Origin of the sequence: Xenophilus azovorans DSM 13620, from assembly GCF_000745855.1 — a bacterium.
Lineage (GTDB): Bacteria > Pseudomonadota > Gammaproteobacteria > Burkholderiales > Burkholderiaceae_C > Xenophilus > Xenophilus azovorans.
In genome coordinates, this window is record NZ_JQKD01000027.1 from 75,272 (window position 1) to 88,828 (window position 13,557).

Sequence of the window (13,557 nt, forward strand, 5' to 3'; positions counted from 1 at the left end):
CGGTGCGGATTACTGGTAGCCCTTGGGGAACGGATCGGGCCTGATCAGGTCCGGCGACTCGGCGACGACCTTGAAGGTGCCGTCGGGCTGCCCCTGCGCGATGCGCGACTTGCTCCACAGGTGGTGGTTGGCGTCCAGCTTCACGTAGCCCTCGGGCGCGGTCTTCAGCTCGATGCCGGGCGAGGCGGCCACCACCTTGTCCACGTCGAAGCTGCCGGCCTTCTCCACCGCGGCCTTCCACAGCCAGGGGCCCAGGTAGCCGGCCTGCGTCACGTCGCCGATCACCGCGTCCTTGCCGTACTTGGCCTTGAAGGCTTCCACGAACTTCTTGTTGTTCGGGTTGTCCAGCGTCTGGAAGTACTTCATCGACGAGTAGAAGCCGTTGAAGTTCTCGCCGCCCACGCCGGTCATCTCGTCCTCGGTCACCGACAGCGTCAGCAGGAACTGCTTGTCGCCGGTGATGCCGGCGGCCTTGAGCTGCTTGTAGAAGGCCACGTTGGAGCCGCCCACCACCGCCGCGAAGATGCAGTCGGGCCTGGCCAGCTTGATCTTGTTGATCAGCGAGTTGAAGTTGGTGTGGCCCAGCGGGTAGTACTCCTCGCCCTTCACGCTGCCCAGCTTGCCCACCGTCTCGATGTGCTTGCGCGCGATCTTCATCGAGGTGCGCGGCCAGATGTAGTCGGAACCGACCAGGAAGAAGGTCTTGGCCTTCTTCTCCTTGGCGCCCCAGTCCAGGCCCCAGATGATCTGCTGGGTCGCCTCCTGGCCGGTGTAGATCACGTTCTTGGACTGCTCCAGGCCTTCGTAGAAGGTCGGGTAGTACAGCAGGCCGTTCTCCTTCTCGAACACCGGCAGCACCGCCTTGCGCGAGGCGCTGGTCCAGCAGCCGAAGACGCAGGCCACCTTGTCGTTGACCAGCAGCTTCCTGCTCTTCTCGGCGAAGGTCGGCCAGTCGGAGGCGCCGTCCTCCTTGATGACCTTGATCTTGCGGCCCAGGATGCCGCCCATCGCGTTGATCTGGTCGATGGCGAGCTGCTCGGCCTGGATCGAGCCCGTCTCCGAGATCGCCATGGTGCCGCTGGAGGAGTGGAGCTGGCCGACGGTCACTTCGGTGTCGGTCACGGCCAGCTTGGTCGTGTTGACCGCCGCGGTGGGGAACTGCTGGCCGAAGGCCACGCCCCCGAGCCCCATCGCCGGCAGGGACGCGGCGCCCTGCAGCAGCCGGCGCCGGCGCAGGTCGAGGAGGCGGGAGGGATCGGAAGGACGGGACATCGAAGACTCCAGAGTGGTGAAGGAAGGGAGTGCGCCTGCACCATCGCAGTGCGGCCGGCGGCGCCGCGAAGCACCATGGACACGGACTCTAGGAAGGCAGGCACGCGCCACGAATACGTCATTCAACGTAGCGGTGCGCCGCCAGCGCCCGCGCACACTGCGGGGCACGGGCAAGGACCGCTTCTTGCTCCGACCGGGGTGCCGCCCGCCACGCACGCCCCGTCCGAACCATGTCCTCCACCCTGCCCGGCCAGAAGATCTTCCGCATCCGGCGCGACTACAACGCCTGGGTCGCCGACGAGACGCTGGAGGACTACGCGCTGCGCTACACGCCGCGCAGCTTCCGCAAGTGGTCGGAGTTCCGCGTCGCCAACGCCGCCTTCGGCGCCACCTCCTTCCTGGCGCTGGAGGCCATCGGCGGCGCCATCGCGCTCAGCTACGGCTTCTCCAACGCGCTGTGGGCGATCCTGGTGGTGGGCCTCATCACCTTCCTGACCGGGCTGCCGATCTCGTACTACGCCGCGCGCCACGGCGTGGACATGGACCTGCTCACGCGCGGCGCCGGCTTCGGCTACCTGGGATCGACCATCACCTCACTCATCTACGCGAGCTTCACCTTCATCTTCTTCGCGCTGGAGGCGGCCATCCTCGCGCTGGCGGTGCAGATGTACCTGGACTGGCCGCTGCCGGTGCTGTACCTGCTCTCGTCGCTGGTGATCATCCCGCTGGTGATGCGCGGCATCACCATGATTTCGGGCCTGCAGCTGTGGACCCAGCCGGTGTGGATCGTGCTGTTCTTCCTGCCCTTCCTCGCGGTGCTGGCGAAGAGCCCGCAGATGTACGCCGACTTCACCTCGCTGGTGGGCCGCGTCTCGGGCGGCAGCGACTTCGACCCGCTGATGTTCGGCGCCGGCGCCACGGTAGCCTTCTCGCTGGTGGTGCAGATCGGCGAGCAGGTCGACTACCTTCGCTTCCTGCCCGAGAAGACGCGCGAGAACCGCGTGCGCTGGTGGACGGCGGTGCTGGTCGCCGGCCCGGGCTGGATCGGGCCCGGCATGCTCAAGATGCTGGGCGGCGCTTTCCTCGCCTTCCTGGCGCTGCAGCACGAGATCCCGCCCGAGCACGCGGTGGAGCCCACGCGCATGTACCTCGCCGGCTTCGCCTACGTGCTGGAGGACCCGGCCTGGGTGCTGGCGGTCACCGCGCTGTTCGTGGTGATCTCGCAGATGAAGATCAACCTGACCAACGCCTACGCGGGCTCGCTGGCCTGGTCGAACTTCTTCGCCCGGCTCACGCACAGCCACCCCGGCCGGGTGGTGTGGCTGGTGTTCAACGTGCTGATCGCGGTGCTGCTGATGACGCTGGGCGTGTTCGGCGCGCTGGAGCGCGTGCTGGGCCTGTACAGCAACATCGCCATCGCCTGGGTCGGCGCGCTGGTGGCCGACCTGCTCATCAACAAGCCGCTGGGCTTCAGCCCGGCCACCATCGAGTTCAAGCGCGCCCATCTGTACGACCTGAACCCGGTCGGCCTGGTCTCGATGACGGTGGCCGCGGCGCTCGCCATCGTGGCCTATGCCGGCCTGCTGGGCCGCTGGGCCGAAGCGTTCTCGCCCTTCATCGCGCTGGCCGTGGCGATGGGCGTGTCCGCGCTGCTGGCCTGGCTCACGCACGGGCGCTACTACCTGGCGCGCACCGACGTGCAGCGCTGGACGCCGGGCGAGGTGGTGCGCTGCTCGGTGTGCGAGAACCGCTTCGAGTCGGAGGACATGGCCTGGTGCCCGGCCTACGGCGCGCCGATCTGCTCGCTGTGCTGCACGCTGGAATCGCGCTGCCACGACCGCTGCAAGACCGATTCGCGCGCCGCCGAGCAGATCAGCGGCTGGCTGCGCGCCTGGCTGCCGCAGCGCATCGCCACGCGCCTGAACTTCCGCGTGGCGCACTACCTGGTGGTGGCCTGCTCGCTGGTGGCCCTGCTGGCCGGCATCATGGGCATCGTCTACGCGCAGGAGCTGCTCTCGGGCAGCAGCGAGGAGCTGCTGCGCGCGCCCTTCCTCAAGGTGTTCGCCCTGCTCTCGCTGGTGGCCGTGGTGGCGGCCTGGTGGGTGGTGCTGGCCAGCGAGAGCCGCCACATGGCGCAGGAGGAATCCAACCGCCACAACCACCTGCTGTCGGAGGAGATCGAGGCGCACCGCCGCACCGACGCCGCGCTACAGGCCGCCAAGGAAGCCGCCGAAGCCGCCAACCAGGCCAAGACGCGCTACGTGGCCGGCATGACGCACGAGCTGCGCACGCCGCTCAACAGCATCCTGGGCTATTCGCAGATCCTGCTCAAGGGCGGCGCGGCCACGCCGCCGCCGCGCGAGGCGCTGTCGACCATCCACAAGAGCGGCGAGCACATGCTGGGGCTGATCGACGGGCTGCTCGACCTGGCCCGCATCGAGGCCGGCCGGCTGCAGCTGGAGCCGGCCCCGCTGGCGCTGCCGCAGTTCCTGGACGAGATCGTCCACATGGTGCGGCCGCAGGCCGAGGACAAGGGCCTGGCCTTCATCTACACGGTCACGGGCGAGTTGCCGCCATGGGTGCTGGCCGACGCGAAGCGGCTGCGCCAGATCCTCATCAACCTGCTGGCCAACGCGGTGCGCTTCACCGAGGCCGGCACCGTCACCCTGAACGTGGACGCGCGGCGCGAGGTGCTGCGCTTCGACGTGGTCGACACCGGCATCGGCGTGGCGCCGCAGGACCGCCAGCGCATCTTCCTGCCCTTCGAGCGCGGCGCCGCCGGCCGGCGCGCCGGCGAGCCCGGCACCGGCCTGGGGCTGACCATCACCGGCCTGCTCACCGCGCTGATGGGCGGCGAGCTGGCGCTGGCCGACAGTTCGCCGCGCGGCAGCACCTTCGTCATGCGCGTGTACCTGCGCAAGGTGGCCGACCCGGGGCCGCAGGCCGAGCCGCGGCGCCCGATCTCGGGCTACTTCGGCCCGCGCCGCACGCTGCTGGTGGTGGACGACCAGCCGGTGCAGCGGCAGATGCTCGCCGGCATGCTGATGCCGCTGGGCTTCGACGTGCGCGAGGCGGCCAGCGGCACCGAGTGCCTGGACGGCCTGCGCGAGAACCTGCCTTCGGCCATCCTGATGGACATCACCATGGACGACATGGACGGCTGGGAAGCCGCGGCCCGCGTGCGCGCCGCCGGCTATGCGGACCTGCCCATCCTCATCGTCTCGGCCAACGTGTTCGAGAACCAGGCCGAGCGGCTGCGCGCCTGCGGCTGCCAGGGCTTCGTCGGCAAGCCGGTGATCGAGTCCGAGCTGATCGCCGCGCTGGAGCGGCACCTGGGCCTGGAATGGCTCGCCCATCCACCGCCCTCGGCGCTGGCCACGCCCGCGCCGGCCGTGCCGCCGGCGCTGCCGCTGCCGGAGGACGCGCGCGCCCAGCTGATGCGCCTGGCGCAGCTGGGCCACGTGCGTGGCCTGCAACAGGCGCTGGACCGGATCGCCGACACGCATCCCGGCCTGGCCACCGTCTGCAGCCACCTGCGCGGCATGGTGACCCGCTTCGAACTCGACCGCCTGCGACAGGCCCTTTCCGAAGATGCCGATGCCCTCAACGCCTGAATTGAAACACCCCCCAAGCCGCTTCGCGGCTCCCCCCTCTCTCGCCTTCGGCGGGAGGGGGGCGCACCCGGTGGCCCGGCAAAGCCGGTTCCGCGGGTGCCCTGGCATGGCCTGCTCCGCGGCCTTCGGAAGGGAAAGCGCTTCGAGGGCTCGTTGGCTGTGGGTGGCGCCCTGCGCTATGGATAACTGAAATGGAAGTCGTCGAGCGCCCCGTGGTGCTGGTGGTGGACGATGCCCCGAGCAGCCTGGGCATGCTGTGCGACGCGCTGGAGGGCGCCGGCTACACGGTGCTGGTCGCGGCCGACGGCGAGTCGGCGCTGGAGCGGCTGGAGCTGGTGGTGCCCGACGCCATCCTGCTGGACGGCCTGATGCCCGGCCTGTCGGGCTTCGAGACCTGCCGCCGCATCAAGGCCGACCCGGCGCTGGCGCACGTCCCGGTGCTGTTCATGACCGGCCTGTCGGAGACGCCGCACGTGGTCGAGGGCTTCGCATGCGGCGGCGTGGACTACGTGGTCAAGCCGATCCGCGTGCAGGAGGTGCTGGCCCGGCTGCACACCCACACGCGCAACGCCCGCATCAGCCGCCTGGCGCGCGATGCGGTCGACGTGGCCGGCATGGGCACGGCTTTCGTGGACACACAGGGGCGCATCGCCTGGCAATCGCCCCAGGCGGCCCGGTGGCTGGCGCAACTGGGCCCGCCCGGCCAGTGGCCGCAGGCGCTGGCGGGCGCCCTGCGCGCCGGCGCCACGCTGCGCGTGGCCACGGCAGGCGGCACCCGGCTGTCGGTGCGCAACCTGGGCACCGCCACGCTGGGCGAGACCATGCTGCTGCTGGCGCAGGAACGCGGCGGCGCGTCCGCACGCCTGTCCGAGGCCGCGCTGACCCCGCGCGAAACGGAGGTGCTCTCCTGGCTGGCCAAGGGCAAGACCAACCGCGACATCGCCGAGATCCTCGGCATGAGCCCGCGCACGGTCAACAAGCACCTGGAGCACATCTTCGAGAAGCTGGGCGTGGAAACCCGCGCCGCCGCTGCCGCCCTGGCCAGCGGGGTGCTCGACTGAGCACTCCTTTCACATCCTTGTGCTATATTTTTAATAGCACCAAGTCCCGCCAGGCAGCGTCACCGGGCACGCGAATCCGCCGGATGCCGCAGGGGCGGCGCCACCGCCGGGCAGCCCTGCCCGCCCGGCGCGGCATACTCCCGGGCCACCGCCGCGCCCGCCAGGGCAGCGTGCGCGGGAGCGGCCCGCGAACGGCGCGACAATGCCCGCCGGACCGATCCGTTCACATTCTTTTCCCAAGGAAATCCAGCGCCATGAGCACGACGTCTCCGACCATCATCTACACCCTGACCGACGAAGCGCCCGCGCTCGCCACCGCCTCGCTGCTGCCCATCGTGCGCACCTTCGCCCAGGCCGCCGGCATCAACGTCCAGACCAGCGACATCTCGGTGGCCGGCCGCATCCTGGGGCAGTTCCCCGAAAGCCTGACCGAGGAGCAGCGCGTTCCCGACAACCTGACGGAGCTGGGCAAGCTGACGCTCAAGTCCGAGGCCAACATCATCAAGTTGCCCAACATCAGCGCCTCGGTCGCGCAGCTCAAGGCGGCCATCAAGGAACTGCAGGACAAGGGCTACAAGATCCCCGACTTCCCCGAGAACCCGAAGACGGACGAGGAGAAGGACATCCGCGCGCGCTACAACAAGTGCATCGGCTCGGCCGTGAACCCGGTGCTGCGCGAGGGCAACTCCGACCGCCGCGCGCCCAAGGCGGTGAAGGAATACGCCCGCAAGAACCCGCACAGCATGGCCGAGTGGAGCCAGGCCTCGCGCTCGCACGTCTCGCACATGCACCACGGCGATTTCTATCACGGCGAGAAGTCGATGACGCTGGACCGCGCGCGCGACGTGAAGATGGAGCTGATCACCAAGAGCGGCAAGACCATCGTGCTCAAGCCCAAGGTCTCGCTGCTGGACCGCGAGGTGATCGACTCGATGTTCATGAGCAAGAAGGCGCTGCTGGAGTTCTACGAGCAGCAGATCGAGGACGCGCGCAAGACGGGCGTGATGTTCTCACTGCACGTGAAGGCCACGATGATGAAGGTCTCGCACCCCATCGTGTTCGGCCACTGCGTCAAGATCTTCTACAAGGACGCCTTCGCCAAGCACGCCAAGCTGTTCGACGAGCTGGGCGTGAACGTCAACAACGGCATGGTCGACCTGTACAACAAGATCGCCACGCTGCCGCAGAGCAAGCAGGACGAGATCAAGCGCGACCTGCACGCCTGCCACGAGCACCGCCCCGAGCTGGCGATGGTCGACTCGGCCCGCGGCATCACCAACTTCCACTCGCCCAACGACGTGATCGTCGACGCGTCGATGCCCGCGATGATCCGCAACGGCGGCAAGATGTACGGCGCCGACGGCCGCCTGAAGGACGTCAAGGCCGTGATGCCGGAGAGCACCTTCGCCCGCATCTACCAGGAGATCATCAACTTCTGCAAGTGGCACGGCGCCTTCGACCCGAAGACCATGGGCACCGTGCCCAACGTCGGCCTGATGGCGCAGCAGGCCGAGGAATACGGCTCGCACGACAAGACCTTCGAGATCCCCGAGGACGGCGTCGCCAACATCACCGACCTGGCCACCGGCGAGGTGCTGATGAGCCAGGACGTCGAGCAGGGCGACATCTGGCGCATGTGCCAGGTCAAGGACGCCGCCATCCGCGACTGGGTCAAGCTGGCCGTCACGCGCGCGCGCAACTCGGGCATGCCGGTGGTCTTCTGGCTCGACGCCTACCGCCCGCACGAGAAGGAGCTCATCACCAAGGTGCGCATGTACCTGCACGAGCACGACACCACCGGCCTGGACATCCAGATCATGAGCCAGGTGCGCGCCATGCGCTACACGCTGGAGCGCGTGATCCGCGGGCTGGACACCATCAGCGCCACCGGCAACATCCTGCGCGACTACCTGACCGACCTGTTCCCGATCATGGAGCTGGGCACCTCGGCCAAGATGCTGTCGATCGTGCCGCTGATGGCCGGCGGCGGCATGTACGAGACGGGTGCCGGCGGCTCCGCGCCCAAGCACGTGCAGCAGCTGGTGGAAGAGAACCACCTGCGCTGGGATTCGCTGGGCGAGTTCCTGGCGCTGGCGGTGAGCCTGGAGGAACTGGGCATCAAGAACGGCAACGAGAAGGCCAAGGTGCTGGCCAAGGCACTCGACGCCGCCACCGGCAAGCTGCTGGACAACAACAAGGGCCCCTCGCCGAAGACCGGGCAGCTCGACAACCGCGGCAGCCACTTCTACCTGGCGCTGTACTGGGCCCAGGCCCTGGCCGAGCAGACCGAAGACAAGGAACTCGCCGCCCGCTTCAAGCCGCTGGCCGAGTCGCTGGCCGCCAACGAGAAGAAGATCGTCGGCGAGCTGGAGGCCGTGCAGGGCAAGCCGGCCGACATCGGCGGCTACTACAAGACGGACGAGAAGAAGACCGAGGCCGTGATGCGGCCGAGCAAGACCTTCAACGACGCGCTGGCGAGCGTGAGCGCCTGACGCCGCAACAGCCCCCGGGCATGGAAAAGCCGTCGCCTGCGACGGCTTTTTCTTTTTCCGCCGCCCCTAAACTCGCCGGCATGCAAGCCCTCGACGCCGCCCTCCGCCCCGCCTTCGCGCCCACCGGCCGCCTGCGCGCCTCCATCAACCTGGGCAACCCCATCCTGGCGCACCGCGACGCGCAGGGGCAGCCGGCCGGCGTGTCGGTGGACCTGGCGCACGCCCTGGCCCGGGCGCTGGGCGTGGAGGCCGAACCGGTCGTGTTCGAGAAGGCCGCCCAGTCGGTCGAGGCGGTGCGCGGCGAACAGGCCGACATCGGCTTCTTCGCCGTCGATCCGGCACGCAGCCAGGGCCTGCGCTTCACCGCGCCCTACGTGCTGATCGAGGGCAGCTACCTGGTGCCGGCCGGCTCGGCGCTGGCCGACAACGCGGAAGTCGACCGCGCCGGCACGCGCGTGGCCGTCGGCCAGGGCAGCGCCTACGACCTCTTCCTCACCCGCGAACTGAAGGCCGCGTACATCGAGCGCGTGGCCGACGCCGAGGCCGTGCGCGCCGCACTGAAGGCAGGGCAGGTCGAGGTGGCTGCCGGCATCCGCCAGTTGCTGGAGGGCTGGGCGCAGGGCGATGCCGCGCTGCGCATGCTGCCCGGCCGCTTCATGGTGATCCAGCAGGCGATGGGCCTGCCCGAAGGCCGCGGCGCCGAGGCGGCCGCCGCGCTGGCGGCCTTCGTGGAAGAAGCCAAGCGCAGCGGCTTCGTGGCCGAGGCGCTGGCGCGGCACCGCGTGCAGGGCGCCAGCGTCGCGCCCGCTGCCAGCGCCTGATACGGATTTGCGTTCAATCGACAAGGACCGTTCGGGCTGAGCTTGTCGAAGCCTCGCGCGGCGCTTCGACCCTTCGACAAGCTCAGGACAGGCCAAGCTCAGCGTGAACGGTTGATATCGTTGAACGCATTCCTGTATGAGGCCGCGCCGTCAATCCGCCTGGATGCCGAACTCCTTCACCACGCGCCCGAAGCGCGCGTAGTCGGCCGCCACGGTGCGGCCCAGCGCGGCGCCGTCGGCCAGGTCCGGCGCCACGCCCATCGAGGCGAGCTTGGCCTTCACGTCGGGCATCTTCATGACGTCGGCCATCGCGGTGTTGAGCGTCTTCACCACCTCGGGCGGCAGGCCCTTGGGGCCGAAGAAGCCCCACCAGGCGGTCACGTCCACGTCCTTGTAGCCCAGCTCGATCAGCGAGGGCACGTCGGGCAGCATGAAGGAGCGGCCCTGCCCCGTCACCGCCAGCGGCACCAGCTTGCGCTCCGCCAGGTAGGGCGCCACCGCCCCCGGCGTGGAGTACACGGTGGGGATGTGGCCACCCAGCGCATCGGCCAGCGAAGGCGCCGTGCCCTTGTACGGCACGTGCTGCAGCTTGATGCCGGCCGCGCTGTTGAACATCTCGGCCACGATGTGCATGGGCGAGCCGGAGCCCGGGCTGCCGTAGGAGATCGACTGGCCGCCCTTGGCCCGGCTCACCAGCGTCTTCACGTCCTTGATGCCCGACTGGGGGCTGGCCAGCAGCAGCAGCGGCGAGCCGCCCACCTGCACCACCGGCGTGAAGTCCTTGACCACGTCCATCGGCACGCCGCCCTTGAGCACCAGCGGCGCGATGGCGAAGGTGCTGGGCGCGAACAGCAGCGTGTAGCCGTCGGCCGGCGCCTTGGCGACGAGGCCCGCGCCCAGCGTGCCGCTGGCGCCGGGCCGGTTGTCCACCACCACCGGCTGCTTGAGCAGGGTGGACAGCTTCTCGCCGTACACGCGGGCCATCACGTCGGTGTCGCCGCCGGCCGGATAGGCCACGATGAAGGTGATGCTCTTGGCCGGCCAGGCCTGGGCCTGCGCGGCCATGCAGCACAGGCCGGCGCCCAGCGCCAGGCCCAGGGCCGCCGCGCGTCGTGTGAGGGTGTTCTTCATGACAACTCCTTGCGGGCGTGCGCCCATGCGTGGTGATTTGGAAAGGGAAGCGAAAGGAAGAGAGGAAGAAAGGAACTCAGGCCGCGCGGGGCGCCACGTCGTGGTGGCTCGCGCCGCGCTCGCGCAGCCACAGCACCAGGCCGCACAGCATCACCACCGCCTGGGTGCCGACCAGCATGCCGAAGCCGGCCATGAAGCCGCCGCCGGCCGAGCGCGAGGTCCAGCCGATCACCGCGCCCATGATGGCCGGCATGAAGCCGGCCACCAGGCTGCCCGCGCCGTTGACCACGCCGTAGGCGCTGGCCACGTGCTCCGGCCGCGCGCAGTGCTGCACGGTGCTGGGGATGGCCGGGCTCATCAGACCCCAGCAGAAGTTGGCGGCGATCAGGCAGTAGGCCGCCGCGTAGCGGTCCTGCACGTGGATGGCCATCCACACCGCCACCGCCACCCCGAGGCTGCCGCCGACGAAGATCAGGGGCACCTGGCGACGCTCGATGCGGTCGATGATCATGCCGCCGACGAACACCGCCGCCACGCTGGCGTACTGCGGCAGCGAGGCCAGCCAGCCCATCTCGCGCAGCGAGAAGCCGCGCGACTCCTTCAGGTACGCCGGCAGCCAGTTGCTGCTGCCCCACAGGTACGAGAGGAAGGCCGCGGTGAGCACCGTCACCAGCACCAGGTAGCGGGTGTGCATGGCGCCGCGCACGATCTGGCCGACCTGCCCGAAGGCGTCGCCGAGCGACTTCGGCGCGGGCAAGCCCGTCTCCACCTTCGGCATGCGGATGAAGGCCAGCACCAGCGGGATGCCCAGCGCGATGTTGACCAGCCCCAGCACGTGGAAGGAGGTCTGCCAGTCGTGCCCGGCCACCAGGTAGCCGACGAAGGGGTAGCCCACCGCCAGGCCCAGCCCGGTGCCCATGTTCACCAGCGAGTTCGGCTTGCCGTTCTCGCGGCTCTCGAAGTGCGCCTTGATGTAGCTGCCGGCCAGCGAGAACAGCGGGCCTTCCGAGACGCCCAGCAGGATGCGCGAGGCCAGCAGCAGCCCGTAGCTGTTCATCGTGGGCGACAGGAAGGTGACCACGCCCCACAGCACCAGCCCCGCGACCAGGCTGCGCCGCACGCCGAACAGCGCCGCCGCGAAGGGCGTGAGCACGAAGGACGACACACCGTAGCCCACCATGAACGCGGTGGCCAGGAGGCCCTGGCGCGTGCGGTCGTCGGGTGTCAGGCCGATGTGCGACAGGAAGTCGCGGTCGGTGATCAGGACCGAGATGTTGATGCGGTCCACGTAGGAGATGGCGACGATCACGAACAGCGTGATCACGCCCCACCAGCGCAGCGAGCGCGAGTCCTTCATGGTGTGGCCCCCCTGGATGCGAAAGGATGGATCAGAAGAAGTGGCGCATGCCCACCTCGTAGCCGTTGGAGTGGCCGCCCGGCACGTTGGCCGGCGCCGCCACGCCCAGCACGCCGATGGCGCGCTGCGAGCCGCGCGAGTTGTTCAGGCGCGCGTAGGAGGCGTAGAGCTGGGTGCGCTTGGAGAGGTTGTGGCCGTAGCCGACGGAGAATTTGCGCCAGTCGGCGTCGCTGCCGCGCGTGTCGTAGCGGCCGATGGAGGCGCGGATCTCGCCCGCGCCCACCGGCACCTTCACGCCCAGTTGCAGGCCGCGCACCTCCACGTCGCCGCGCTTGTGGCTGGCCCACAGCAGCATGGGCTGGACGACGCCGAAGTCGTAGCTCAGGCCGACGTTGCGGAAGCGCTGGTCCTGCGCCTGCGTGAGGCCCTGCAGCTTGGCCGCCGACACCGAGGCGTGCAGCCCGCCGTTGCGATAGCCGAAGCGCGCGCCGTTGTACTCGCCGCCCACGGTCGGGTCGGTGTTCAGCCGCTCGCTGAAGGCGTGCTGCACCTGCCCGTAGAAGCCGCCCAGGCCGGGCGGCGTGAAGTAGCTGATGGCGTTGCTGATCTGGATGGTGGGCACACCGTTCATCACGAAGGTGTTGGTGCCGCCCACGCCGTTGGTCAGGAAGGGATCGAACAGCAGCGTGTTCAGGAAGGTGGCCGAGTCGTCGCGGCCCAGGCGCAGCTCGCCCCAGCGGCCCATCAGGCTGACGGTGGCGCGGCGGTTGAAGCCGGCGTTCACGTCGCCGGTGTCGGGCGAGAAGCCCGCCTCCAGCCAGAAGCCCGCCTTCAGGCCGCCGCCCAGGTCTTCCACGCCGCGGAAGCCGAAGCGGCTGATGTTGGCGCCGCTGTTGGACAGGCCGGTGCGCGACGTGCCCTCGCCCGTCACGTGGGCCACGCCGATGTCGACGGTGCCGAAGATCGTGACGGACGACTGGGCATGGGCACCAGCCGCCGCAGCTGCCAGGGCGGCAGCCGCCACGAGGGAGGGGGTGGATTTTTTCTTCATGTGGTCTTCTCTTGAAAAAGAAAAAGCAATGCGCTGCCTGTCTTGTCCCGACGCGGCGGGACAAGGTCTGATGGGTTTTTTGGGGGGGCGTGCCGGGTGCTAGATGTCGAGCACCAGCTTCCTGCCGGTGCAGCGCGACACGCAGATCATCATCGTCTTGCCCGACTGGCGCTCGAGCTTGGTCAGGATGCCGTCCTGGTGGTCCAGTTCGCCGTCGAAGCCCAGCACCGCCGTCTCGCAGGCGCCGCACACGCCTTCCTTGCAGCTGTGGTCCGGGTTCAGCCCGGCGTCGATCAGCGCGTCCAGGATCGACTTGCCCGCGGGCACCTCCACCGTCTGCCCGCTTTGCTCGCACACCACCTCGAAGCCGTGCGCCTCGCTGGCCGACGCCACCACCACCGCCGCGAAGCGCTCGATGTGCGCGTTGGCGTAGCCCAGCTGCTCGCAGGTCTTCTCGAAGGCGTCGAGCATCGGCGTGGGGCCGCAGCAGTAGTAGTGGCTGTCGGCGCCGCGCCCGGCCAACAGCTTCGCCAGGTCGGGCGGTGCGCCCTGCTCGTCGTCGAAGTGCCAGGTGATGGACGCCGTCTTGTCCGCCAGCGCCTCGATGCCCTCGATGAAGGCGGCCTCCTTGCGGGTGCGCGCGCAGTACACCACTTCCACCGGCCGGCCCAGCGCCGCCAGGCGCTGCAGCATGCAGTAGATGGGCGTCACGCCGATGCCGCCGGACACCAGCACGCTCCTGGGGGCGTCCTCGTGCA

9 protein-coding genes are annotated in these 13,557 nt (G+C 69.3%); 4 read left to right on the top strand and 5 right to left on the bottom strand.

The window, feature by feature from the left end:
- Positions 1-9 precede the first annotated feature (9 nt).
- Positions 10-1,272 carry an urea ABC transporter substrate-binding protein gene (urtA, locus tag Q392_RS16290; RefSeq protein WP_038209957.1) on the bottom strand — a complete coding sequence of 421 codons (1,263 nt, stop codon included), beginning with the start codon at positions 1,270-1,272 and terminating at the stop codon, positions 10-12.
- A 230-nt stretch (positions 1,273-1,502) separates the two neighbouring features.
- Here urtA and Q392_RS16295 point away from each other — a divergent pair, with 230 nt between their 5' ends.
- From Q392_RS16295 to Q392_RS16310, 4 genes are all read left to right on the top strand, one after another.
- Positions 1,503-4,886, top strand: coding sequence for a hybrid sensor histidine kinase/response regulator (locus tag Q392_RS16295; RefSeq protein WP_157008029.1), 3,384 nt, complete (start codon positions 1,503-1,505; stop codon positions 4,884-4,886).
- Positions 4,887-5,077: 191 nt separating this feature from the next.
- On the top strand, positions 5,078-5,947 hold the full coding sequence (locus tag Q392_RS16300; protein WP_038209958.1) for a response regulator transcription factor: 870 nt from the start codon (positions 5,078-5,080) through the stop codon (positions 5,945-5,947).
- A 254-nt stretch (positions 5,948-6,201) separates the two neighbouring features.
- Positions 6,202-8,439: an NADP-dependent isocitrate dehydrogenase gene (locus Q392_RS16305; RefSeq protein WP_038209967.1), complete on the top strand. Its 2,238-nt coding sequence runs from the start codon at positions 6,202-6,204 to the stop codon at positions 8,437-8,439.
- A gap of 80 nt (positions 8,440-8,519) precedes the next feature.
- Positions 8,520-9,260, top strand: coding sequence for a transporter substrate-binding domain-containing protein (locus Q392_RS16310; protein ID WP_038209987.1), 741 nt, complete (start codon positions 8,520-8,522; stop codon positions 9,258-9,260).
- 150 nt (positions 9,261-9,410) lie between these two features.
- On the opposite strand, the gene Q392_RS16315 is transcribed toward Q392_RS16310, so the two are convergent.
- From Q392_RS16315 to Q392_RS16330, 4 genes are all read right to left on the bottom strand, one after another.
- Positions 9,411-10,391, bottom strand: a complete 981-nt coding sequence (locus tag Q392_RS16315) for a Bug family tripartite tricarboxylate transporter substrate binding protein (protein WP_038209988.1) — start codon at positions 10,389-10,391, stop codon at positions 9,411-9,413.
- Positions 10,392-10,467: 76 nt separating this feature from the next.
- A complete protein-coding gene (locus Q392_RS16320) occupies positions 10,468-11,748 on the bottom strand; it encodes an MFS transporter (protein ID WP_038209998.1) in 1,281 nt (426 codons plus the stop codon).
- A gap of 31 nt (positions 11,749-11,779) precedes the next feature.
- The gene (locus Q392_RS16325) at positions 11,780-12,799 is read right to left on the bottom strand and encodes a porin (RefSeq protein WP_038209999.1); all 1,020 of its coding nucleotides are present in this window, start codon (positions 12,797-12,799) and stop codon (positions 11,780-11,782) included.
- A 99-nt stretch (positions 12,800-12,898) separates the two neighbouring features.
- Positions 12,899-13,557, bottom strand: a 659-nt coding sequence (locus Q392_RS16330; RefSeq protein WP_038210032.1) for a flavin reductase family protein, incomplete at its 5' end; no start/stop codon positions are given.